This window comes from Ruegeria sp. CE9 (assembly GCF_056537425.1).
The window spans coordinates 138,567-162,135 of the sequence record NZ_JBQFRO010000003.1 but is presented as its reverse complement, the minus strand read 5'-3'; the positions used below and the strand labels follow the sequence as shown (position 1 = coordinate 162,135).

The following is a 23,569-nucleotide window of genomic DNA, read 5'->3' as shown; positions in this document are numbered from 1 at the left end:
TCAGGCAGCAACCCACATGGTCATCGGAGCATAGAAGTTGTTCAGATCAAATCCGTTTTTAGAGTCGATCCAACCATCTACTTCAGTAGATGTCGCGTCTACGAACTGGTTGAACATCGGACAGATCAGGCCGCCTTCGTCGCGCAGAATGGTCGACATATCAGCATACATTTGCTTGCGGCTTTCTTCGTCCAGTTCTCCGCGCGCGGCGAACAGAAGCTGGTCGAACTGCTCGTTGAAGAAGCGTGTGTCGTTCCAGTCTGCGGTCGACAGGTAAGCCGTCGAGAACATGAAGTCCTGAGTCGAACGGCCACCCCAGTAGCTGGTGCAGAAGGGCTGTTTGTTCCAGACCTCTGACCAATAACCGTCATTGGGCTCGCGCTTGATTTCGATGTTGATACCGGCAGCGCCACAGGATTGCTGGAACAGCGCCGCAGCATCCGGCGCACCTGGGAACGAATTGTCTGACGTGCGCAACAGAACGGTGCCATCAAAGCCCGATTGATCCAGATGGAATTTGGCCTTTTCAGGATCGTATTCACGTTGTTCCAACTGGGTAAACAGCGGGTAAGAGTCGTTGATGGGAGAGTCGTTCCCAACCGAACCAAAGCCGGACAAGATTTTGTCGACCATTTCCTGACGATTGATGCCGTATTTCAGCGCCAGCCGCAGGTCCTTGTTGTCAAACGGCGCGGTGTTGGCGTGCATGATGAAAACATAATGCCCCGGACCCGAGGTCGTGCGCAGGTTGATATTGGGCGCGCGTCCAACCAACGCTGCTGTGCGTGGCGGTACGCGGTTGATCATATGGACCTGACCCGACTGCAACGCCGCCACGCGGGCGGTGTCGTCGTTGATGACAAGCAGTTCGATCGTGTCGGCATGGCCAACGTTTTCATCCCAATAGTCAGGGTTTTTGGTTCCGACAAAGCGGACCCCCGGTTCGACATCGCTCAGGACATAAGGACCGGTTCCGATTGCCGCGGTCGGATCGTCCTTGCCACCATTGGGCTGAATGATCAGGTGGTAGTCGGTCAGCAGATAGGGCAAGTCGGCGTTGGGTTTGTCCAACTCGATAATGAATTTGTCGCCCTCGACGCTCATGGCCTGGATGCCACGCAGCAGGCCAAGCGCACCGGACTGCGAATCTTCACCGGCGTGGCGTTCGATAGTGGCCAGGACGTCATCTGCAGTCATGGTCTGACCGTTCGAGAAATTCACGCCCGAACGAATTTTGAACGTCCAGATACGCGCATCGGCAGATGCCTCGAAGCTTTCGGCCAGCCGCGGCCACAATCCGCCATTCGGATTCAGCTCCAGCAAAGGTTCACCCCACAAGCGGATAACCTGAGTTGCAGTGGCGTTTGCTGCAAGTGCCGGATCAAGGCTGTCGGAAGACCCACCGCCCTGAATACCAACGCGAATGGTACCGCCCTTGACCGGACCTGCCGCGCGGGCGGCTGTGGCAAAAACGCTGCTTGCCATGGCGGCGGTTACACCCAAGGCCGCAGCTTTGCCCATGAATTCGCGGCGTGACATTCGTCCTGCCGCTACCAGTTTAGACATGTGAGTGAGTTGATCGTTCATCCAGAGATCTCCCAGTTGATTGGATGTCCTGCCCGTTAGCGGGCTTTTTTGTTGACGCTTGAGTCAACTTAGGTGCAATTGCCGTCAGCGGGCAAGTGAAATTCTCTTGAATAAGGGGGTGGTCCTGCCATTGATCGCATTAGCCAGTGCAGATGTGTGCATGAGGAATGCCAAATCCTCTTCTACCTAGCAGCAAACACTGGACTGAACAAACCATCTGAAGGCCGTCAAATCATCATCCAAATTAGTTATTGCGCTTATGATTAAGTACTGCGCGCGTCAGTGGATGATTCTTCTTATTGACAATTATACAAACGTTCGCCGCGATCGTTCAGCCTCTGATCGCCACAACCAAATCCATTACGTTGGTACCTGTAGGGCCTGTGACCAGCAATGAACCAGATTTATCCAGATAACTTCCGCTATCCGCGCGATCGAGATAAGTCTGTGCATCCTCCGACCATGTATCGCCAGTGACGATGGCGCCTGCGGCCTCCGTTGGGCCATCCGTGCCATCTGTCCCGCCAACGATGACGGTTAGATCCGGTTGCCCAGCAATTTCTTTGGCCAACGCCAGCGCCAGAGCCTGATTTCGACCACCGCGCCCGGGTTCATCAGGTAGAACGACGGTCGGCTCTCCGCCAAAGACAAGTGCACCCTTGGGCATGTTGCGCAATCTCTCTCCGATATTGGCCGCGACCGACAGATAATCATCGTGCATCGATTCTTCATTGGCATGCACATTAAGGCCGGCTTGAACCGCAGCTTGTTCCGCAGCGGCCCGGGCATGCGCATTTGATGCAATTATCGAGGTCTGGGCAGCAAACGCAGGCGTATCGGGCAACGACCCGATACCGGACCCGATCACGCCCAAGTCATCTCCGGGAACGTCCGAAATCGCCAGAACGGTCACCCGCGTTCCGTTGAAATGAGACAACAATCCGCCGCCCTTGATCCGTGACAGCTTGCGCCGCTTGGTATTCATCGCACCGATATCCAGCCCTTCGCTGAGCAGCCTTTGATTCAGCGTTTCCAGATCATCCAGCGTTTTACCGGTAACAAGGTCCTCGGCCAAGGACGATGCCCCGCCAGAAACAAGCAGCAACAGGTTGCTGCCGGGGGCCAAAGCCTCAATCGTTTCGCGCAGCGCTCTCCCGCCCGCTAGACTGCGTGCGTCTGGAACCGGGTGCGAGGCTTCGATAACCACCACATGCTCTGGCAGGTCACTCCCGTGACCATCTTTGGTAACAACCAGAGTGGGCAGGTTCCCAAACCGTTCATTTGCTGCGCGGGCCATGGCACCAGCAGCTTTGCCAACTGCCAGAATCTGATCCGGTGCTTCAATCCCTTGGGTGGCAGCCAGCGTTGCCCGATACCCATCAACCGCCGCTACACCTGCTTGCCAGATATCCTGAACCTGTTGAAACCCTTGCATCAGCTTTCCATCCAAATTGTCACCGGCCCTTCATTGACCAGTTTTACTGTCATGTCAGCCCCGAAAGCACCTGTTTCGACAGGAATACCCTGCGCCGAGAGTTTGCGAACAAACTCTTCATACAGTTCTTCACCTTCTGCCGCAGGGGCCGCCTCTGAAAACCCGGGCCGATTTCCGCGTGATGTATCAGCGGCCAAGGTAAATTGGCTAACCACCAGTGCCGAGCCTTCAACGTCCAAAATCGACCGGTTCATTTTGCCCGCTTCATCTTTGAAGATTCGAAGCTTGGCGATCTTTTGGGCCAATTGGTCGGCTTGTGCCGCACTATCCCCTTGCATTGCGCAAACCAAAATCATCAATCCTGGTCCCGATTGTCCGATAATTCTCCCGTCGACGGTAACTGAGGCACTGGAAATTCTTTGAAGCAAAGCACGCATCTGCAGATTCCGTTCTTTTATGATTATTCGCGCCAGTCGACGACATCATCCAATGCGGCCCGATCCGTCCTGAACGCATTTGCCGGGTGATCTTCATCGGCATATCCAAATGAGATTGCGCACAGGATTAAGCGATCATCCGGGACCTTGAAATATCTATGAAGAAAGGGCCCATAGGCCGCGACTGCTGCTTGCGGGATACAGGCTACGCCCAAAGCTTGCGCTGCCAACGCAAATGCAGTTACGAACCCTCCGCAATCCATTGCACCATAGGGGCCCAACTCAGCCGGGCTGGATAGAATTGCGCAATGCGGGGCTCCGAATAGAGTAAAGTTTTCCATCATCTGCCGGGCCGAGGCCGCGCGGTCGCCTTTTTCGATGCCGACCGCATCGTACAGTGCCCAGCCACAGGCGCGGCGGCGCTCTTGATAGACGCCGGAATACCCGGTTGGAAAAGGCAAATCAGGGGCTGGTACAGTATGTGAAGCTTCGCGCTGCAACGCGTCCCGAAACCGATCTGTTTCAGCCCCGTTAGTAATCACGACCTGCCAAGGTTGAGCGTTGCACCAGCTTGGAACGCGCATCGCACTGGTTATGATCTGTTCAATCTGCGCACGCGGCACCGGGTCTGCACGAAAGGCGCGGCAGGAGTGGCGCCTAGCCAACAATACGTTCAGATCATCAAGGTGCAATTCAGCATCTCCTTCGGCGCGTGCCAGATTATTTCCTTCAAGGCGCTTTGCGCTTTTCAATGCTATTGTTGCCCGGTTGCCACCAGATACCCGACGCCAGCTGCAACGAGAAGGCCCAATATCACTGCGATGGTTATCTTTATTGCAGACCACGGGCGTTCACCCTGAACGCGACCGGTTCGGCCATTCACAACAAAGCGATAGGTTTCACCGCGGTATTTGTATGCGGCCATCCAAACGGGCAAGAGGATGTGTTTGAATGTGACGTCGTGCACTTCGGTATCGACGGCGTGAATGCGTTGGCGATCACCCCCGATATCAAACCGCACGTCACGCTCGATCACGCGCGCCATATGCGCGCGGGCCTCCTGATAACCTTCCTGCAGTTGGACCGTATAAGCCTCGGCCCGGAAACCGGCTAGATATTCAGGCTGATACGGCTCAAGCGCAGGCAGGTCCCACGGCTCAAGTGCGTCGGTATAAGATTTTGGCAGGGATTGTGACGCAAGCACCAGAATATCGTCAAAAAACCGCGCGACCCGTCCGGATTTTGGCGTCCAGCGCACCTTGGCAACCTGTTGCTGAACGCGCTTTCCATCGCGCATGACAGTGCGCGTTTCGTAATACACCACTCCGCGCTCACCCCGATAGCTCGACTTGGTATCGGCGTCGAATGTCCAGTAGGGGACATAGATACCCTGCATCTTGCGCCCCTTCCGGGCGTATTCCTTCAGCCCATTTGGTGCGAACCAAAGCCGCCCTAGCCAATCCCCCATAGCTTTATGGGCCGAGCGTTCGTCAAGCGCGAAAGGCAGCACACCACGGGGTTTGATGTGGCGACTCACACCGGTATCAGTCACGACCGGGGTGGCGCAGAACGGACATTCGGCAGCATGGGTGTTCGGATCGAACTCGACCTGAGCGGCGCAGTTCGGACAAGTCAGAACCCGGGTTTCCTCAATCTCGCTGTCAGGCAAGCGATCTGCAACAGCTGCGTCGAAATCCAACTCGCGTAGACTGGCGCCGCCCCACGGGCCCGCACCAATCGATTTGGTATGCCCGCAATGATCGCAGGTCAGCGTCCCGTCACCAGGATTGAACCGATAGTCCGCCCCGCATTGATCACAGGGAAAACGGTGTTCGTCTTTCGCCATGTCAGATCCCCGACCTTAGCTTGCCGATTGTCAGATCACGCACCCGGAGGCGGCGGCGGTAAAATCGTGAACAGCTGTGCCAACTCCTGCACGTCGCCTGCCTTTTTCCATCCGTCCTGTCCAGCGGTCCAGACGTGGGTCTCGCGCGTTATCTCACCATCGGTCGCCATTCGGCCCATCTTGGCCTTGGAAAACGGCCCGCTGGTCTGACCATCCACTGCGATATGCCATACATGCTCGACAGGCGGAGGGGGCGGGGGTGCCGCAGGCGCCGAGGCCTGCGGGGTAGCTGGGGCGGTATTGCCCCACGGGCCGCTTGGTTGACCCGCTGCCATGTTCGACATCTGCTGCGCCATTGCCATGCCCATTCCCATGCCAAGACCTGCGCCCATGCCGCCACCTTGACCGGGGTTGTTTGCGGCCGCCGTCATCGCTTCTGCTGCTGAATATTGAGTGAATTTACCCAAATCACCGGCCAGTCCCATCGACGTGCGCTTATCGAGCGCCGCCTCAACCGCAGGCGGCAGTGAGATGTTTTCGATATAGAATTCAGGCATGCTGAGGCCATACCCATCCAGCACAGGCGACACCTCTGCAGCAATCAGCTTGCCCAAATCAGCGGTGTTTGCTGCCATATCCAGCACCGGAATGCCCGAACTTGCGATGACGCGGCTGAATTCCTGTACAATGATGTTTCGGATCTGAAAGCTGATCTCATCCATGGTGAATTCGCCGTCCGTGCCCACGATCTCGACCAGGAATTTCGCCGGGTCCTTGACCCGCACTGTGTAGGTGCCGAAGGCCCGAATGCGTGTTGGCCCAAACTCGGGATCGCGCAGCATGATCGGGTTTTTGGTGCCCCATTTCAGGTCATTGAAGCGGGTGGTGTTGACGAAATAAATCTCGGACTTGAAGGGCGATTGGAACCCGTGATCCCAGTGCTGCAGGGTCGTCATGATTGGCATATTGTTGGTCTCAAGCATATAGAGCCCGGGTGTGAACACATCCGCCAATTGCCCCTCATGCACAAAGACCGCCGCCTGACCTTCGCGCACGGTCAGCTTGGCACCGTATTTAATCTCGTGCCCTTCGCGTTCGAACCGCCAGACCATGGTATCGCGCGTGTCGTCGACCCAGTGGATGACGTCGATAAATTCGCCGGTTAGAAAATCAAAAATTCCCATTGGATTTCTCCTGTTCTTGGGGTCAGAGCGACTGCCCCATCAATTCGCGTGCAATGATGCGGATCACCGTGCGCGCTTCATCAGCGGTCATACCAGCCTTAAGGCGCGGGTCATAAAGGATGGTCAGCAGCTTTTCGTCGTGGCTAGTGAGCAAGGCGAACTCGTCGTCATCGTTGAATATCGAAGGTCGGGCCGAGGGACTGTCATTCGGCAAACCCAGCCCCTGCGCAATTTCTTCGTGGACGCAGCTCAGGCGCACCAGATCGGGATGTTCGGCTCGGATCAAGGCAACAGCCCGGGTATACGTCTGTGGTGCGCTGTTCGACGCCGATGCGAACACAAAGCAATAGAAAGAGCGCGGCAGCTTGTCGAAAAGGTCAAGCTGCGCCTGTCCTATACCCGGGATCAGCTGGCGAAGGCGGGCCTGTACATATTCGGTATCATCCTCACCTGCGACAAACACGTGGAAGTTCGCGTTTTTGGACGTGGTTGAAACTGAATGACCAGTTAACCGCGACAAACGATTGGCGTAAGCATCAATCCGGGCAGTCTCTTGCTGACGAATACTTGGTGCCACTGAAGGGCCGAACTCTGGCTGGATTCGCACAGGCGAGGACCAGCGACTGAGTTGTCGGCTGGTTCGACCGCTGCCGCCGGCGACGGCTTGCCCCGGATATTCGTTATAAAACGCAATGGTCTCAAAATTTCGGGCCAGATCATCAGCGTCGTAAGGCGTGTCCGGCCCACCGCCATCGGTTCGCAGCAATCCGCGCGTTAGCAGATTATTTTGAACGCTTTCATAATAGCGCGCCAGATCAAGACTGGTGGCTGAAGGTGGCTGATACGCATTGCTCAGACCCTGCGGCTGAACCGGGCGGGGTTCAGGCGCGTCGGGCGTTGTCAGTGCAGTCTCGCAACCGGCCAGAGCCAGCAATGATAATCCCAATACTACGGTCTTAGTACGATGAAATGGCCGCACGCCTGCTGTTCTCATTACCCGGGGACGGCCGTCCCGGCGTTGTCGCCGATCCCGTCCTGTCGCGCTTTGGCCGATGCGAGTGTGTCGCGCAGCTCGGCTTCCATCTTCTTAAGCTCTTCCTCTGCGGCGGCACGCTTGGCTTTGCCTTCGTCGGCGATGGCGAGGCTTTCATTAATGGTGCCGATCAGATCTGCGTTGGCTTGTTTGACGGCTTCGATGTCAAAGACACCGCGTTCCATCTCTTCACGGATCATCTTGTTGGACTCGCGCAAGTTGGCCGCGTTCGAGGTCAGCAATTCATTGGTTAGATCATTGGCATCACGCACAGCAGCGGCGGCCTCGGCGCTGCGCTGTATGGTGACCGCTTGCGCCAGCTGGGTTTCCCAAAGCGGAACGGTGTTGACCAAGGTCGAGTTGATTTTGGTCACCAGTGACTTGTCGTTTTCTTGCACCAACCGGATCGAAGGCAACGATTGCATGGTCACCTGACGCGTCAGCTTCAGGTCATGGACCCGGCGTTCCAGATCATCCCGTGCCGCGCGGAGATCGCGTAGTTCCTGTGCTTTCATCACCTGTTGATCTTCTGGTGCGGCTTCTACCTCGGACTCTTTCTCGGGGATATCGTGGCTGTCCAGTTCGGTCAGCTTTTCCTCACCGGCCGCGATGTAGAGGGCCAGTTCATCGTAGAATTCCAGTGTCTTCTCATATAGCAGATCAAGCGATTTGATGTCTTTCAACAATGTATGTTCATGGCCCAACAGATCGTCGGTAATCCGATCGATCTGGCTTTGCACGTCCTCGTACTGCGCTGTGAACTTGGCAAAGGGCGCGGCACGGCCCAACAGTTTTTCCCACCAGCTCCGTTCACGCCGAACGTCCAGTTCGCTGACCGAGAAGCCCCGGATCGTCGTCACGATATTGCGCAGGCTATCGCCCGCAGGACCTACGTCCTTGTTGCGGACATCGGCCAACATGGCCTGGCTTATTTCCTGCAGCTCGGCTTGCGCGGAAGAGCCAAAGGAAACGATCGAGTTGGTATCGCCCATGTCAATCTCACCCATCCGTTTGCGGATTTCGGCCCCAACTGGCTCGTCAGCCTGTTCTAGCGGCACGATTTCGGCCTGGGGTTCGGGCAAGGCAACAGCGGTGACTTCTTGGACCAGTGTTTCGGCCTCAACTGCCTTGTTCTTGATCTCATCGGACATGGGGTAATCCTCGCTCACATAAAAGCCGGTCAGTCCAACCGGACGCCTTCGCGCTGCAGCCGGTCGCGCAGCACATCAATTTCAACCGTCAGATCGCTGCGGTCATCCAATAGCATCTTCCGCGTGCGTGCCGCGAAGTTCTGTTCCAAATCGTCAAGCAGAGCCGAATAATCCGCCAGCGCCTGTGCATCGCGGGTGCGGGCATAGACGTCGGAGAACTTGACGGTCGCATCGCGCGCGCCTTGCAAATAGACCGTCAGATACTTCCGAGCCCCGGCAAGATCACGCGGGTCTTCTTCGACGGTGCGGAACAGATCGCGGGCGGTGTCCTGAAAACGCTCGACCCGTGCTTCGATCCTACGGTCACCGGCCCGCTTGATTGCATCGGTCATTTGGCTCAGGTGAGTTTCCGCGTCCTCTACAACACGCGCCACGCGATCTTGTTGGAAGGTATCGATACCTTCCATCCCTTTATCTTTCATCGGATCAATTCCAAAGGACACCGAATGCAGTGCGGTCGCAACAACTCCAAACAGAACTGGTGCCACAAGGCTGGCCTGTGCGGCAGTTTCCGCATCCAGAAACTCGGTCCGGTACGAGGCCAGCGCGGCACCAAGGCCTGTCAGAACACTCGAGAAGATCTTGCGGGGAAAAGCAGGTCTGCGTGCGGTCCGTTTGGTGTTGTAAGCGGATTCCGCGCGCAAGCCTTCGCGCAGCAGGAACGCTGCCGCTGTTAGCAATGCAGCAGCGATCAGACCAATTGTCATCCCAATCGCGCCGTCATTCAAAGACAGGAACACAAGCGGTATTGCCGGAAGAAAAAGCAAATTTGCCCGAGCACCCTCCGGTTCCACCCGAGCCCCGTCAAACTGTCCTCGAGAGGGTTGATCCTGGTCTGACGACGCACCCTGGGGGCTGAATTTCCCGCCGAACCTTTTGGCCATGTCCTTACAAGCCCCCCAAAACGCCAGTGCAGACACCAAACAACAGCACGAGAAGTGCTGCATATGCCAATTTTTGCACTCCGGTCCCGGACATTGCGCCCCCCCAAACTGTGGCTATCACAGAAAATTTAGGCGATGCGAGGGCTTGGCGCTAGGGGGAAGGTTGCCTAACCCGCGTCACTTGCGAGATTTCTTGCCGATTGCCGGTCTTTTGCGCTGAGGTCGGGCAAGGCGTTTGGCGGTTGGCTTGCCGCTTTCTTCAGCGTCCAACCCTAGTTGGTCACGCATGACACGCCGACGAATTTCTTCGACTTCGCCGGATTTCAGGTCACCAAGTTGAAAGGGGCCGTATGAAACCCGCAAAAGCCGGTTCACCACATAGCCGATGTCTTCAATTGCCCGGCGGATCTCGCGGTTCTTGCCTTCGCGCAGGCCGATGGTTAGCCACGCGTTTGCTCCCTGTTGGCGGTCCAGTGTGACGGTCATTGGTTGAAACCGCTCGCCGTCAATCACCAAACCCTTGCGAAGGGGGGCGAAGTCTTCGTCCTTGGGCCGCCCGTTGACCCGCACGCGATATTTCCGAAGCCATCCGGTTGAAGGCAGCTCAAGCTTGCGCTTGATGCCGCCATCATTGGTCAGCAGCAGTAACCCTTCCGAATTCAGGTCCAGTCTCCCAACGCTCATGACCCTCGGCATATTCTCGGGTAGATCGTCAAAGATCGTCTTGCGGCCTTTTTCGTCGCGCGCGGTGGTCACCAGACCCGGCGGTTTGTGATACAGCCATAGACGCGAGGGCTCTGGTTCCGATACCGGCTTACCATCAACGGCGATCTTGTCTTTGGCGGTGACGTTCAGGGCAGGACTGCCGATTGCTTTGCCATTCACCGAAACACGACCCGCTTCGATCATGCGTTCAGCCTCGCGCCGCGAAGCAACACCGGCGCGGGCCAGCACTTTGGCGATCCGATCGCCAGGAGGAGGGGTATTGGTCATCCCCCGGCCATAACGCATCCCGGCGGCTTGCGAAAGGCGGGTTTCTGAGGCAGTCAGAGGCATGGAGTTCAGATCCCACATGAAATTGGCACTGGAACAGGCGCAGGCTGCGGCGGATCGCGGTGAAGTGCCGGTTGGCGCGTTGATTATCGGGCCGGACGGACAGGTTGTTGCAGCAGATGGCAATAGGACCCGCGAGTTGAATGATCCCACCGCCCATGCAGAGATTTTGGTGCTGCGTGCAGCCTGCGCTGCGGCTGGGTCAGAACGTCTGCCGGATCACGATCTTTACGTGACGTTGGAACCTTGCGCCATGTGCGCGGCTGCACTGGCGGCAGCACGCATTCGGCGTATTTATTACGGCGCATCCGATCCTAAATCCGGCGGCGTCGCCCATGGCGCGCGGGTATTTTCACATCCGCAGGCACATCATACACCTGAAATTTATGATGGGATCGGTGCCGAAGAGGCCACGCAATTGCTCAAGAGTTTCTTCGCAAGGCGACGTTAGCGCGCTACCATTTCAGGCTGTAGACTGTGTGATTGCCGGGCAAACCTTTCAACGAAACCGATCTTGGCCCGCCAAAGGTTAAGTCATCTTGCCCATCTACCAAAAGTTGGGTCGCATCAGATAAACAGATATCTCCCGGTGCGGCGGATGCCGCGACTCTCGCGGCCTTGTTCACCACCGTTCCAAAGAAATCGTCATCGGTTTGGATTACATCCCCTGTATGTATGCCGACACGAATCCGCAGGGGCGGCTCGCTCTGTTCTGTTGCGTTGCGTCGCTGCAGGTCGGCGGCGGCCATCAGCGCCGCCCGCGCCGAAGAGAAGCTGGACATGGTTCCATCACCCAGCGATTTCACCAGCGTTCCACTTTGCGCTTCGATGACTTCACGAGCCAATTCCAAGTGTTTTTGAATTGCTTCAGCCCACACTCGGTCACCCAGCTTTTCAGCAATTGCCGAAGAGTTGGCGATGTCAGTGAACATGACCGAAGCCATGCCTTCGCGCTGGTCCTGATGAAACCCGTCACGCGCGGCTGCGACCAGAGCATCCAGTGCTTTGTGCTCGACACCCATTTTCTCAAAGTTGGGTACTGGATTGGACACGTGGCAGTGCACCATTTTCCAGACGCCGTCTTCCAGATGCAGGATAAAGGTGAAGCGGTGCACCATCGCCCTCTGATTGCCGGCAAAGTGCAACGTGGCTGCGCAATTGGCCCAGCCGATGGCGCCGCATTCAAACGCCTCCAAACTGTGTTCCTGCCATTCAAATTCGGGAATTTCGGCTACGTGATCGGGAAAACCTTTGCGAAACAAAGAGCCAGACCAGAACTCGCCTTCTGCCGAGCCCTGATATCGCAGATGTTCTGAAGTCGACAGCATGTTGAACAGCGCCGCGCTGTCCTTGCCAAGAACCGCGTCGTTCCACCGTCGCACAACTGCGATCAATTCTGGTGAAGGGCGGATCGGCTGGTTCATAAGGGTTTCACCACCATTTCGCGTGGGATGTCAGCCAGAGGCTGGCCTCCACCCTTCGTCACCACAAAGCTCTCGGTGATTGCCAACCCCCAGTCCGGAGTCCACAGGCCGGGCATCAGATGAAACGTCATGTTTTCCTGCAGCCCTGTTTTGTCACCCGGTCGCAGGCTCATCGTGCGCTCGCCCCAGTCGGGTGGATAGCTGAGCCCGATCGGATAGCCGGTGCGGTTGGCTTTGACGTATCCAGCGCGGGCAAAGCTGTCGTAAACACAGGCCGCCACTTCTTCGCAGGTGGTGCCAGGTCGCGCTGCGGTCATTGTGTCATCGATGGCCGTTAGAACGGCGACTTCAGCTCGGCGGATATCGTCGGGCGGATCACCGAGATAGAGGCTGCGACTGGCTGGACAGTGATATCGGCGATAGCAACCAGAAATCTCAAAATAAGACGCCTCATCACGGGCCAAAGGCCTGTCATTCCAAGTAATGTGCGAGGCCGATGCTTCGTGGCCCGACGGCGCAATCGGCACGATCGCTGGATAGTCCCCAGCAAGGCCGGGAAGTCCTGCAATGCCTGCTGCCTGCACTTCGGCAACCAGCTGATTTTTGGGCAGGCCTTCACGAAACGCGCCGCGCAGGACGCCGTGCATGTGCGCGGTCAACCGACCCGCTTTTCGCATCATTCCAATCTCAGCGTCGCTTTTGACGGCACGCTGCCAGTTCACCAGACCGGTGGCGTCGATCAAAGACCCAAAAGCGCGTTCAAGAATACGGTGGCTGGTGGCTGAGTAGTAATAGTTATCCATCTCGGCACCCAACCCAGAGGTCCAGCCGCGCTCGCGTAGTGCAAGCACAAGCGAATCGACCGGATGGTGATCCGGGTGCTGCACGTGCTCCTCTGGCCAATCCAGCAAATCGGACGCTTCCAGCCATGTTGTCTGTGCTGCGCCTGCCTTGTCCTGCGTCCGACCCCACCAAAGGGGTGAACCTTTGGCAGGCAGGATTACCATCTGCGGAACGTAAAAGCTCCACCCGTCATAACCGGTGAGCCACGCCATGTTCGACGGGTCAGTGATCAGCAAGGTCTCGATGCCCTGCTGATCCATTGCGATGCGGGTTTTGCTGATGCGGTCAGCGTATTCCTGCGCGCCGAAATCCGAGGCGGGCATCAGAGAGAGATCGCCTGCATGACCTCAGGTTCGATTACATCGACGCCGGGTAGCCCGTCGACCAAAGCCTGAGCCGATTGTTCCAGAATTGGAAAGGTCTTGTAGTGGCAAGGGATCACGGTCTTGAAATCAAAATACCGCTTGGCTGCGTAGGCCGCGCCTTTCATATCCATGGTAAAGTGACCGCCCGCCGACAATATGCCGATATCGGGTTTGTAGTAATCTCCCATCCACTCCATATCTGCCATGATGTCAGTATCGCCAGAGAGGTAAAGCACGTGATCCTCAGACGCGATCATATAGCCGACCTCAGTCCCGCCCGTACGTAGACCATCCGGAGTCGCAAAAGTTGAACTGTGAGAGGCAGGGACCATCGAAACCTTCACGCCATTCAGGTCAACAGTGCCACCTTTGTTGAAACCAACAGTTTCGATCCCCTCAGCTTCGGCCCAGTATCCCATGAGGTCGTATTGTCCGATCACTGGAATACTCAATTGTTTGGCCAGTGGCAGCACATCGACGACGTGGTCAAAGTGGGTATGGGTCAACAGGATATGTGTGGCACCCGCAACGGCTGCGTCATGCTGATCTTCGGTTAGCGACGGGTTTCCCGTTAGCCAGGGATCGATCAGCAGAACTTGGCCTGCGGTTTCAATACGAAAGCTGCCATGTCCCAGCCAAATGATTTCCATGAAGATTCCTCCCAATTTTCTGCTTGGAGTCAGCCTAGCATCGGCTATGTAAAAATCCATGGATTGGACGCAGTATGTTGATGGGTATTGTGAGCGGCTCTCGCCCGCTTACTGGGCCGAACCGATAAACGCGGTCACCAATGCAGCGTTTCTGATCGCGGCATTTGTGATGTGGCGCAGGGTGCGCGGGCATGGCGCGCACTTGGCGATGGCTTTGATTATGATCCTCGCGATCATCGGCATTGGCAGCTATCTGTTTCATACCCATGCGCAGGTTTGGGCCGCAATTGCAGATGTTACGCCAATATTGATGTACATTCTTGTCTACATCTACGCGGTGAATCGCGACATCTGGGGTATGAGGCCAATATTCGCGGCTGGGCTGACGGCACTATTCCTACCCTATGCAGCGTTGACGATCCCTGTATTTCAATTGGTGCCTGGGCTTGGAGGCTCGGCAGCTTATGCCCCGGTTCCCCTGTTGATCCTGATCTACGCCGTCCTGTTGCGGCAGAAGGCGCCGGATACGGCCCGAGGACTGGCCATCGGGGCAGGAATCCTGATCGCCTCGATCACGTTCCGCTCACTGGATGAGCCGATATGTGGGCACCTGCCGATGGGAACACATTTCATGTGGCATATCCTGAACGCCATCATGCTGGGCTGGATGATCGAGGTTTATCTACGGGCGATCCGAAACCCTCCTGCCGAGACAGTGGCGGCCGTAGAGTCAGGATACTGAACAGAATCGCCTAAGCGTCATTCTGGTGGTTAATTCCTGAACGCAGCAGCCAATGCCTCGGGCAGATCAAACTCTTCCAGAACGTGGGCGCGGCCTTCTGCTGACATCTTCAAAGCTGTTTTTTCGACGATGCGTTGAACTTTTTCGTCGGAATGCTTGGCAGCAAAAGGTGCAAAGTACCATTTCAGGAAAACGAAACAGATCACGTCCTCAAGCGCCTGAACCTCAGCGTTGCGCTTGATTCCCTGCTTGCGCAGCATCTGACCTACGGCTTCGATGTCGTCCGCACTGTATTCGGCCAGTTCCATGAAACCCTGGACAACATCCGCGTGATAGACGCCTTGGGCCTTCCGCCAGGCCAGATATCCCGCGCGTCCTTCGGGGTATTCGGTGCGCTTCAGCTTCCAGCGTTCCACATGCTGGCCACGTGCGGCAATTTGCAAAGCGTCCGACGCGTCGGGAAACAGCCGATCCAGCTCGGCGCTCATGCGTTGGCCATAGAGCAGCTCTACCGGCTGGCCATCCTCGATATTGGGATCCTGCGCATTTGCTGCGTCAATCGCGTCCAGAACGGTCTGCTTGCGTATGCTCATTCTCTGCTCCGTTAGCTCGCCTGAACGGCACCTGACGGGTGGTTCGGCATAAGTTTCATGATCATGCTAACGGGTTGTTGGATTGGGTGCAGCAGCCAATTGTAAAAAGCGCCGGATCGGGAGGGGGAAACCGATCCGGCGTTCGGGTCAGGATTATTTGCCTACCCGGGTGTGGTCCTTGGTTACGGGTTCCGAAACAGGTGTGGGGAAGCTCAGGTTCCGGGTCAAGTTGCTCATATCAATACCCAGAGCCAGGGCAGGCGAGGTCAGGATCAGAGCGGACAAGATGAAGGCAGGAAAAAGGGTTTTCATGAGATGTCTCCGATTTCACGTTTCGTCACGATATTGAGGTGAACTGTCCGGTTCAGTATTTCAATGCTCAACCTGAACTAATTAGTTTACTAACATGTATATCAGGCATTCAAATTTGTATGGCTGGTTGTGATCGTTGGTTTGATGCAATGTCTTCAACCTGTCGCTCTTGCGAGTGCTGCGGCAGACAGGTAAACGCCCCCTAACGTAGATGAGGGTTTCCGATGTCGATTGACCAAAGCACCGCCGCCAAGGTGGCCAAACTGGCCCGGATCAAGGTCGAGGATGACGCGCTGCCTGCGCTGGCGTCCGAGTTCAACAATATCCTCGGGTTTATCGAGCAACTGAACGATGTGGATGTCGACGGCGTCGAGCCAATGGTCTCGGTTGAGCCGATGCGCCTGAAACGTCGTCAGGACGTGGTCACCGATGGAAACCAGCAGGACAAGGTTTTGTCCAACGCCCCCGATGCGCGCGAAGGGTTCTTCGCTGTTCCCAAAGTTGTGGAGTAAGTCATGAGCGAACTGAACAAACTGGGCCTGGCCGAAGCCCGCGATGCGCTGCGTGCCAAAGAAGTCACATCCGTTGAACTGACCGAGGCTTGCCTGAAAGCAATTGATGACGCCGACGCGCTGAACGCTTTCGTCCATAAAACGCCCGAGATCGCGCTGGAGCGCGCCAAGGCGGCGGATGAGCGTATCAAAGGCGGCGACGCGCCTTCGATGTGCGGCCTGCCGATTGGCATCAAGGACCTGTTCTGCACCAAAGGCGTGCCTTCGCAAGCGGCCTCGAAGATTCTCGAGGGTTTCAAACCCGAATACGAATCCACCGTGTCGCAGCAATTGGCTGATGCCGGTGCCGTGATGCTGGGCAAGCTGAACATGGACGAATTCGCCATGGGCTCGTCCAATGAAACCTCTGTCTACGGCAACGCCGTCAGCCCGTGGCGGCGCGGCAATGACGATGCGCAGCTGACGCCCGGCGGCTCGTCCGGTGGCTCAGCCTCGGCTGTCTCTGCTGACCTGTGTCTGGCGGCGACCGGCACCGATACCGGCGGTTCGATCCGCCAGCCGGCTGCCTTTGTTGGGATCACCGGCATCAAGCCAACCTATGGGCGTTGCTCGCGTTGGGGTATTGTGGCGTTTGCGTCTTCGCTGGATCAGGCCGGTCCGATGACCAAGAACGTGCGCGACGCGGCGATAATGCTGGAAACCATGTGTGGTAATGACCCCAAGGATTCCACGAGCGCCGAACTGGCTGTGCCAAATTTTGAGGCGATGCTAACCGGTGATATCAAAGGCAAGAAAATCGGTATCCCCAAGGAATACCGCATGGACGGCATGCCTGCCGAGATCGAAAAGCTTTGGGCTGATGGCGCTGCAATGCTGAAAGATGCAGGGGCCGAGATCGTTGATATCTCGCTACCGCACACCAAATACGCGCTGCCAGCCTACTACGTGATCGCTCCGGCCGAAGCTTCGTCGAACCTAGCCCGCTATGATGGCGTTCGCTATGGCCGCCGTGCACAGTTGGCGCAGGGCGATGGCATCACCGAAATGTACGAAAAGACTCGCGCAGAAGGCTTTGGCCACGAAGTCCAGCGCCGAGTGATGATCGGCACCTATGTGCTATCTGCGGGCTTCTATGATGCCTATTACAACCGCGCCCGCAAGGTCCGCACCCTGATCAAGAAGGACTTCGAAGATGTCTTCGCCGCAGGCGTTGACGCGATCCTGACGCCGGCAACGCCGTCGGCTTCGTTCGGCTTGGGTGAGATGACCGAAGCTGATCCGGTTCAGATGTACCTGAATGATGTGTTTACCGTGACCGTGAACCTCGCTGGTTTGCCCGGCATCTCAGTGCCTGCTGGTCTGGACAAACAGGGCTTGCCTCTGGGTCTGCAATTGATTGGTCGCCCCTGGGACGAAGGTGAACTGCTCAACACCGCCTACGCGCTGGAAAGCGCGGCGGGGTTTGTGGCCAAGCCCGGAAAATGGTGGTAATCCTCAAACCTGACACGGCAACAAAGAACCGGAGCGGCGGAATGCGCAAATTGCTTCTGATCCCAGCCCTTGGGCTGATCGCGGCCTGTGATACCGTTACCCCGGTTTCGGGGACCGGTTTCAATACGCCGGAATATCAGGCACAGCGCGAGGCCGAACTAGCTGGGCAGGGCCTCGCAGGCAACCCGCTTGCGCCACCCGAGGCAATTTCGGAACAACCGCTCTCGGCGCAGGGAACTGTTGGTGGCGCACCAACAGGCGATGCCTCTGACATCGCCAATCAGACGGCTATTGCCTTGGCGAATACATCCGATCAGGAGACGCGTGTCGCGCCTCTGACGGCGTCTGATAACACCGGTATTTCGGACGAGCAGGATTTTGAGGCCGTCTCGAACCGTCGCAGCATCGACGCCGACGCCGCCCGTATCGAACAGAATCGGCAGACCTATGAGGTCGTCGCCCCCACCGCCGTGCCCGAGCGTGGCTCTGACGGGCAACCCAATATCGTGCAATATGCTCTGAACACGTCGAACCCTGTCGGTACCCAGCTCTACAGCCGGGCCGGGTTTAACCTGCAGGCCAAGGCACAACGCAACTGCGCACAATTCGCTTCACCCGATCAGGCCCAGATCGAGTTCCTGTCGAGCGGCGGCCCTCAGCGTGATCGCAAGGGGCTGGACCCGGACGGCGACGGCTATGCCTGTGGCTGGGATCCCAGCCCGTTCCGCAGTGCCGTCAACAACTGATCTCGCGCCGATCTGGCATCCGTCCCCCAATTTCGGCCCCCGAAGGGATGGGCTGAAGCCTACGCTGATCGTATTGCACTACACCGCGATGGAGAGCGCCTCAGCAGCGCTTGAACGCCTCTGCGATCCCGGTCCCGAAGTCTCTGCCCACTACCTTGTTGGCAACGATGGCACACTCTGGCAGCTCGTCCGCGAAGACGACCGCGCTTGGCATGCCGGGGCAGGGGAGTGGCATGGGCAAACTGATATCAACTCCCGCTCCATCGGGATCGAGCTGGACAATGCTGGTTCGCACCCCTTCTCCGAACCGCAACTTGCGACGTTGGACGCCTTGCTTCCCGGGATCATGACGCGCTGGTCCATTCCATCTGCTGGTGTGATTGGTCATTCGGACATGGCTCCAGGCCGCAAATCAGACCCGGGCCCGCGCTTCGATTGGCAGAGACTGGAGCGACAAGGTTTGGCCGCAAGCCGGGGCCATGACGCAGGGCCGACTGACGCCTCAAAAGATGTTTTCCGTGCTTTGGCCCGTGACGCGGGCTTCACAGCCGAGGTGGATGACGAGACTCTCCTTGCGGCGGTACGCCTGAGATACCGCCCTTGGGGCATGGGCACACTTGCACCCGAAGATTTTTCTCCGCTTGGCCACACCCCCATGTGAACCTGATCCTCTTCATCTGGCCAAAAATATCCCGGGGATGAATTGGCCGCAGGCCAAGAGGGGGCTGGCCCCTTCCGAACCCTCTCCACCCTTGACGTCGCCTGATCCAACGCCTACCCAGCCCTCGCGCGGAGGGCCGGATGGCCGCTGGGGTCGTAAGGCCCGAGAGGAAAGTCCGGACTCCACAAGGCAACGGTGCCGGGTAACGCCCGGGCGGGGAAACCCGACGGAAAGCGCCACAGAAATCAGACCGCCACACACGTGTGGCAAGGGTGAAACGGTGGGGTAAGAGCCCACCGCGCCGCTGGCAACAGTGGCGGCACGGCAAGCCCCACCGGGAGCAATGCCGAATAGGGTCCCCGCGCGGGCCGGTCGGTGCAAACCGATACCGCCGCTAGGCACGCCTTGGCCGAGAGGGACCGGGTTGGCAGCTTGAGCCGCGCAGCAATGCACGGCCTAGAGGAATGGTCATCGAAAGGGGAAACCCTGGAACAGGATCCGGCTTACAGGCCCTCCGCGCATATCCTGTTACCCACCCGGCGGTGTGTATGTGCCACCGAGTGCGGCCGCCTTCTCGGCGACGGCAACAAACTCTTGGGCGGACCATGCACGAACGGTCTCGATCCTAGCAACAGCACCCGTACCCACGACGGCCATGCCAATCGCCACAGCATCGCTGCCTTCAGGCAGTTCGCTGATAACGACGACATCGTTGCCTCCGGTGGTAATGTAAAAAGAGATAAGTTTGCCGCCTGCTTTCTCAAGCAAGGCCTTGACGGGCCCGGTGCGATCTTCCGGCTTCGCCAACATTCCTTTAACCCCATCTTGCGAATAAGAAGCGTAAGTGATGAAAACAGGCATATTAATCTCCCATGGTTACAGTTCATCAGGAGCCTTTAGACCGGCCGCCCCCGTGGCCGGGCCGCGTGCATGATTGCGCGCAAATCGAAAAATCCCGGAATGGTGGTCAACCGGGCGTACTTATTGGTGTGAGTGGTGTTGGCTGCCGGAATTCTTATCCGACCTGATATTACCTCTATCCGCGAAGCGGCTTTCGAAGGTTGGGCGACCCTATCACAGAATCGTGAGCGTACCAAATCGTCTGCTCTTGAATCCATGTCAGGAATTGTTCCCCGACGCGGCGAATCCGGTTGACTTGGGCGCTTGAGCAGTTAAAAGCGCACGCTCATAGGAATTCAACCGAAAGGCCCCTGCCTTTTCGGACGCAGGAGATAACCATGGCGAAGCCGACGACAATCAAGATCCGTCTGAACTCGACCGCGGGCACGGGCCACTTCTACGTGACCAAGAAGAATGCACGCACCATGACCGAGAAAATGACCATTCGTAAATACGACCCGGTTGCTCGGAAACATGTCGAGTACAAAGAAGGTAAGATCAAGTAATCTGCCTTTCTTGTTAGAACGCTTAAGAGGACTCTGCGTGCGCAGGGTCCTTTTTTGTTGCCCGAAGTAGTTCGCCCATAATGTCACAAGTGGCCGCGCAACTCGCCTATCGCGGGCGTTGCATGGGCGCATCAGCCTTTTGACCCTTCTAAGCCCGGCCATCTTGCTTTTTCGGGCAGCCTGCCGCTACGCTTGAGGTAACCTTTCCAAAATGTTGACCGCCATGAAAAAAATCTTATTGCCTGCTCTTGCTGTTCTGACGTTGTCAGCCTGTGAAGACCCGTTTAACCGCGAAGGTGTTGGTTTCACCGGGATCGATGGTGAACCGCGCACGGTGTCCGATGTCAAAGGTGCCGTAGCCTTCTTGCCGCCCGAAACAAACATTCCTGCCGAGTTGGCCAAACTGCCGACGACTCAGGTTACTTCGGACAAAGCTGGCGCTGACAAGCTGGCGGGTGTTGCGATAGATAACGGCGGTCGTACGGATGCGAATGCGGTGCCGCTTTCGGGTAGCGACACCAATCTGTACCTGAGCACCGTCGGTGTGAACGGTCAGTTGTACGGTGTGCTTCGCACCGAAAACAACTCGACCAAGGTTGATACGTCTGTGGGGTCGGCCTTTGGTGAACAAACAGAACGTTTTACCGGCTGTTTGCCTGCCGGCGATGTGTTCCGCAAGGGTTCGTCCGAACGTAGTTCGGGATTCGCGGTTCCGCTGAACTGCCGCTGATCGCAGCTTGCTTCAAGCATAAATTAAGCCCCCGCCGATAAGGTGGGGGCTTTTTCTTTTGATACTATCGCGGCTCTTACGCCGTACCGAACATCGGCGCGAGCCCGGGATTGGGCTTAGTTCCCTATCAACGCCTGCCCGTTTTCATCAAAGAAATGGAGATTGTCAGTCGGGAACTGCAAACCGATCTTCTCCCCAGGCGCCAGGTCTGTATCTCCATTCAGACGTATCGTCACTTTGTCTTCAACGCCACAATCAACGATCAGGAAGGTGTCTGCGCCCAGATACTCAATCACCTCAATGATGCCATCGCTTTGCCCGTCTCCGGCCGCCACGACCTGTATGTGTTCAGGACGAATTCCAAGCTTGGTTGCATTGCCTGATCGGGCGAAGTCTCCACCTCTGCCGTGTTCCAGTGAGTAGCTGCTGCCTTGGGTCGTGCATGGCAGGATGTTCATTTTCGGACTGCCGATGAACTGGGCCACAAACAGATTGGCAGGGCGTTCATACAACTCGCGCGGCGTGCCGACTTGGGCGATCTTACCGTATTCCAGCACCACGATGCGATCAGCCAAAGTCATCGCTTCGACCTGATCGTGCGTCACGTAGATCATAGTGCGCTTCAGATTCTGGTGTAGCTTGGCGATTTCGTAGCGCATCTCGACCCGAAGCGCAGCATCGAGGTTCGAAAGTGGTTCGTCGAACAGAAACGCCGTTGGGTCACGTACGATGGAGCGACCGATGGCAACGCGCTGACGCTGACCACCTGACAGATCTTTGGGGCGACGTTCAAGGAACGGTCCCAGTTTGAGGACCTCGGCGGCCGTGTTGACCTGCTCGGCGATCTCAGCCTTCGGAACACCGGCCACCTTAAGCGAGAAGCCCATGTTTTCAGCAACCGTCAGGTGCGGATACAGCGCATAGGACTGGAACACCATTGTCAGGCCGCGTTTGGAAGGCGGATGATCCGTGACGTCGTTCTCATTGATCAAAAGCGATCCACGCGAAATATCCTCAAGCCCGCCGATCATACGCAGCAGCGTGGACTTGCCACAGCCTGAGGGGCCCACAAAGACGATGAATTCGCCCTCATCGATCTTGAGGTCAACGCCCTTGATAACCTGCGCCGAGCCGAACCACTTTTCGACTGATTTCAGTTCAATGCTACCCATTATTTCCTCCCTGCCCAGTGCAGCCATACAGCTGCAGTCCAGGTGAATGAATTGCCGCCAGCGGGGCTGCCGGAGAGCGGATCGTAGTATTCCGCAAAGCCATTTGTTGCGATCAATTGCGCTGTTTTTTGACGTAGCGCTTCGGCTTCGGGCAGATGCCCCATATCAGCCAATCCAAACCCGATCAGCATGTTCATGAAGCCCCACGAGGGGCCTCTCCAATACCTGCGCTGGTCGAATTTGGGCATCGAAGGGTCATAGCTTGGAACCGGATATGGCACGTTTTCAAGTATCGCCTGCAACCGTTCAAGCATGGGCTGCGAGTCGATGCCCGCATACCAGCAAAGATAGGATGCGTTTGACACGCTCTCAGCCCATTCGCCTTTCAGCGCATCGCGCGAGTCGAATGAGTTCAGCGCATCGTTCCACAAGGACCGCGCGCCGGCATCGAGCTTTTGAATGTCTTCGCTTAGCCCATCCGCTGCAATACCAAGCTTTTCGCTGATCACCAGAAGATCGCGCGCGGCGCGTAAGGCGATGAAAGTCATAGAGGGATCTGCGACCCGAAGGGGGTTCAGGCTGAGCAACTTCTGTTGATCCCAGTTCACCCCGCGACCAATCTGTACAAGCTTGATATAGCGATCGTAGTCGTACTTGGTCGGTCGGTCGTCGCTGTTGACATGGCTGGTATCCCGACGCTTGTATTCTCCGACACCAGAAGGATCGACAGCCTCCATTGCCTTGTCCCAATCCGGTGCGTTGTCGCGCCCAGCTTCCCATGGGTGCGTAATACAGACGGCACCATGGTCATCGAGCCTCCACTTCATTATCCATCGATGCCAGGCCAGCATGGCAGGAAAGAGAGCGCGAACACGATCTTCGCCTGCGGCGTTGTCGTTTTCCCAAATTTTGCGCGCTACCGTCGCCGCCACCGGGGGTTGAATGATGCCCGACGACGGAATCGGACCTAGGCCCCCCCAAACATCTGGGCCAGGAAAATATCCATCATCGATTTTGTGAAACAGGATATGAGGCACCATGCCGTCGTCCCATTGCCCCGTGAACAGCGTTTCGATCTCGGTCCAGGCCCGGTCAATGTCGAACTCGGCAAAGCCAAGCGCTGCAATCGCGCTGTCCCAATTCCACTGATAGGGGTACAGCCCCTCAGTTGGGATGGTGTATCCGCCGCGATCGTTTGCAACCAGAATGTTGCGCGCCTCGCGGTCAGGGTTTGTATGTTGGTTCATCTTGG

General features: G+C 57.0%; 26 protein-coding genes and 1 other RNA gene. 9 read left to right on the top strand and 18 right to left on the bottom strand.

The window, feature by feature from the left end; genetic code table 11:
• The 10 genes from ACR0B3_RS07915 to ACR0B3_RS07870 all read right to left on the bottom strand — a co-directional run bounded on the left by ACR0B3_RS07915 (position 1) and on the right by ACR0B3_RS07870 (position 10,673).
• Positions 1–1,587, bottom strand: coding sequence for an ABC transporter substrate-binding protein (locus ACR0B3_RS07915; RefSeq protein ID WP_480808582.1), 1,587 nt, complete (start codon positions 1,585–1,587; stop codon positions 1–3).
• A 331-nt stretch (positions 1,588–1,918) separates the two neighbouring features.
• Complete coding sequence (locus tag ACR0B3_RS07910) at positions 1,919–3,022, bottom strand: glycerate kinase type-2 family protein (RefSeq protein ID WP_480808581.1); 1,104 nt, start codon at positions 3,020–3,022, stop codon at positions 1,919–1,921.
• Entirely contained in the window at positions 3,022–3,459 is a 438-nt protein-coding gene (dtd, locus tag ACR0B3_RS07905; RefSeq protein WP_480808580.1) for a D-aminoacyl-tRNA deacylase, read from the bottom strand. Before dtd ends, ACR0B3_RS07910 begins: the two co-directional genes overlap by 1 nt.
• Before the next feature lie 23 nt (positions 3,460–3,482).
• Positions 3,483–4,151: a nitroreductase gene (locus tag ACR0B3_RS07900; RefSeq protein WP_480808579.1), complete on the bottom strand. Its 669-nt coding sequence runs from the start codon at positions 4,149–4,151 to the stop codon at positions 3,483–3,485.
• Positions 4,152–4,213: 62 nt separating this feature from the next.
• Positions 4,214–5,305, bottom strand: coding sequence for a TFIIB-type zinc finger domain-containing protein (locus ACR0B3_RS07895; protein WP_480808578.1), 1,092 nt, complete (start codon positions 5,303–5,305; stop codon positions 4,214–4,216).
• A gap of 35 nt (positions 5,306–5,340) precedes the next feature.
• Complete coding sequence (locus ACR0B3_RS07890) at positions 5,341–6,489, bottom strand: SPFH domain-containing protein (RefSeq protein WP_480808577.1); 1,149 nt, start codon at positions 6,487–6,489, stop codon at positions 5,341–5,343.
• A 22-nt stretch (positions 6,490–6,511) separates the two neighbouring features.
• Positions 6,512–7,483 carry a DUF2927 domain-containing protein gene (locus ACR0B3_RS07885; RefSeq protein WP_480808576.1) on the bottom strand — a complete coding sequence of 324 codons (972 nt, stop codon included), beginning with the start codon at positions 7,481–7,483 and terminating at the stop codon, positions 6,512–6,514.
• On the bottom strand, positions 7,483–8,673 hold the full coding sequence (locus ACR0B3_RS07880) for a toxic anion resistance protein (protein WP_480808575.1): 1,191 nt from the start codon (positions 8,671–8,673) through the stop codon (positions 7,483–7,485). The genes ACR0B3_RS07885 and ACR0B3_RS07880 overlap by 1 nt, the downstream gene beginning before the upstream one ends.
• A 29-nt stretch (positions 8,674–8,702) precedes the next feature.
• Positions 8,703–9,617: a 5-bromo-4-chloroindolyl phosphate hydrolysis family protein gene (locus tag ACR0B3_RS07875; protein ID WP_480808574.1), complete on the bottom strand. Its 915-nt coding sequence runs from the start codon at positions 9,615–9,617 to the stop codon at positions 8,703–8,705.
• Positions 9,618–9,794: 177 nt separating this feature from the next.
• Positions 9,795–10,673 (bottom strand): pseudouridine synthase, encoded by an 879-nt coding sequence (locus tag ACR0B3_RS07870; protein WP_480808573.1) that lies wholly within the window; start codon positions 10,671–10,673, stop codon positions 9,795–9,797.
• Between ACR0B3_RS07870 and ACR0B3_RS07865 the strand changes: the two genes are divergently transcribed.
• Entirely contained in the window at positions 10,672–11,121 is a 450-nt protein-coding gene (locus tag ACR0B3_RS07865; RefSeq protein WP_480808572.1) for a nucleoside deaminase, read from the top strand. The two genes, ACR0B3_RS07870 and ACR0B3_RS07865, sit on opposite strands and share 2 nt — an antisense overlap.
• Before the next feature lie 4 nt (positions 11,122–11,125).
• Here ACR0B3_RS07865 and ACR0B3_RS07860 read toward each other — a convergent pair whose 3' ends face one another.
• From ACR0B3_RS07860 to ACR0B3_RS07850, 3 genes are read right to left on the bottom strand one after another with little or no spacing between them, the layout of a single operon-like run.
• Positions 11,126–12,094, bottom strand: coding sequence for a nuclear transport factor 2 family protein (locus ACR0B3_RS07860; RefSeq protein WP_480808571.1), 969 nt, complete (start codon positions 12,092–12,094; stop codon positions 11,126–11,128).
• Positions 12,091–13,260 (bottom strand): M24 family metallopeptidase, encoded by a 1,170-nt coding sequence (locus ACR0B3_RS07855; protein ID WP_480808570.1) that lies wholly within the window; start codon positions 13,258–13,260, stop codon positions 12,091–12,093. The genes ACR0B3_RS07860 and ACR0B3_RS07855 overlap by 4 nt, the downstream gene beginning before the upstream one ends.
• Positions 13,260–13,952 (bottom strand): metal-dependent hydrolase, encoded by a 693-nt coding sequence (locus ACR0B3_RS07850; protein ID WP_480808569.1) that lies wholly within the window; start codon positions 13,950–13,952, stop codon positions 13,260–13,262. The genes ACR0B3_RS07855 and ACR0B3_RS07850 overlap by 1 nt, the downstream gene beginning before the upstream one ends.
• 58 nt (positions 13,953–14,010) lie before the next feature.
• Here ACR0B3_RS07850 and ACR0B3_RS07845 point away from each other — a divergent pair, with 58 nt between their 5' ends.
• A complete protein-coding gene (locus ACR0B3_RS07845; RefSeq protein ID WP_480808568.1) occupies positions 14,011–14,694 on the top strand; it encodes a ceramidase domain-containing protein in 684 nt (227 codons plus the stop codon).
• A gap of 29 nt (positions 14,695–14,723) precedes the next feature.
• On the opposite strand, the gene ACR0B3_RS07840 is transcribed toward ACR0B3_RS07845, so the two are convergent.
• Both ACR0B3_RS07840 and ACR0B3_RS07835 read right to left on the bottom strand, forming a co-directional pair.
• Positions 14,724–15,287 (bottom strand): DUF4202 domain-containing protein, encoded by a 564-nt coding sequence (locus tag ACR0B3_RS07840; protein WP_480808567.1) that lies wholly within the window; start codon positions 15,285–15,287, stop codon positions 14,724–14,726.
• Positions 15,288–15,440: 153 nt separating this feature from the next.
• Positions 15,441–15,599, bottom strand: coding sequence for a hypothetical protein (locus ACR0B3_RS07835; RefSeq protein ID WP_480808566.1), 159 nt, complete (start codon positions 15,597–15,599; stop codon positions 15,441–15,443).
• A 224-nt stretch (positions 15,600–15,823) separates the two neighbouring features.
• Between ACR0B3_RS07835 and gatC the strand changes: the two genes are divergently transcribed.
• The 5 genes from gatC (at position 15,824) to rnpB (ending at position 19,531) form a co-directional block, all read left to right on the top strand.
• Positions 15,824–16,111, top strand: a complete 288-nt coding sequence (gene gatC / locus ACR0B3_RS07830; protein WP_480808565.1) for an Asp-tRNA(Asn)/Glu-tRNA(Gln) amidotransferase subunit GatC — start codon at positions 15,824–15,826, stop codon at positions 16,109–16,111.
• 3 nt (positions 16,112–16,114) lie between these two features.
• On the top strand, positions 16,115–17,602 hold the full coding sequence (gene gatA, locus ACR0B3_RS07825; protein ID WP_480808564.1) for an Asp-tRNA(Asn)/Glu-tRNA(Gln) amidotransferase subunit GatA: 1,488 nt from the start codon (positions 16,115–16,117) through the stop codon (positions 17,600–17,602).
• A gap of 41 nt (positions 17,603–17,643) precedes the next feature.
• Positions 17,644–18,348, top strand: a complete 705-nt coding sequence (locus tag ACR0B3_RS07820; protein ID WP_480808563.1) for a hypothetical protein — start codon at positions 17,644–17,646, stop codon at positions 18,346–18,348.
• Entirely contained in the window at positions 18,305–19,009 is a 705-nt protein-coding gene (locus tag ACR0B3_RS07815; protein WP_480808562.1) for an N-acetylmuramoyl-L-alanine amidase, read from the top strand. Before ACR0B3_RS07820 ends, ACR0B3_RS07815 begins: the two co-directional genes overlap by 44 nt.
• 128 nt (positions 19,010–19,137) lie before the next feature.
• Positions 19,138–19,531: RNase P RNA component class A (gene rnpB / locus ACR0B3_RS07810), an RNA gene on the top strand.
• A gap of 6 nt (positions 19,532–19,537) precedes the next feature.
• On the opposite strand, the gene ACR0B3_RS07805 is transcribed toward rnpB, so the two are convergent.
• Positions 19,538–19,870, bottom strand: a complete 333-nt coding sequence (locus tag ACR0B3_RS07805; RefSeq protein ID WP_170723560.1) for a GYD domain-containing protein — start codon at positions 19,868–19,870, stop codon at positions 19,538–19,540.
• Positions 19,871–20,247: 377 nt separating this feature from the next.
• Here ACR0B3_RS07805 and rpmG point away from each other — a divergent pair, with 377 nt between their 5' ends.
• The gene (gene rpmG, locus ACR0B3_RS07800) at positions 20,248–20,415 is read left to right on the top strand and encodes a 50S ribosomal protein L33 (RefSeq protein WP_010441901.1); all 168 of its coding nucleotides are present in this window, start codon (positions 20,248–20,250) and stop codon (positions 20,413–20,415) included.
• Positions 20,416–20,638: 223 nt separating this feature from the next.
• A complete protein-coding gene (locus tag ACR0B3_RS07795; RefSeq protein WP_480808561.1) occupies positions 20,639–21,145 on the top strand; it encodes a membrane lipoprotein lipid attachment site-containing protein in 507 nt (168 codons plus the stop codon).
• A 116-nt stretch (positions 21,146–21,261) separates the two neighbouring features.
• On the opposite strand, the gene ACR0B3_RS07790 is transcribed toward ACR0B3_RS07795, so the two are convergent.
• On the bottom strand, positions 21,262–22,317 hold the full coding sequence (locus ACR0B3_RS07790; protein WP_480808560.1) for an ABC transporter ATP-binding protein: 1,056 nt from the start codon (positions 22,315–22,317) through the stop codon (positions 21,262–21,264).
• Positions 22,317–23,564, bottom strand: coding sequence for an MGH1-like glycoside hydrolase domain-containing protein (locus ACR0B3_RS07785; protein ID WP_480808559.1), 1,248 nt, complete (start codon positions 23,562–23,564; stop codon positions 22,317–22,319). The genes ACR0B3_RS07790 and ACR0B3_RS07785 overlap by 1 nt, the downstream gene beginning before the upstream one ends.
• Positions 23,565–23,569 lie beyond the last annotated feature (5 nt).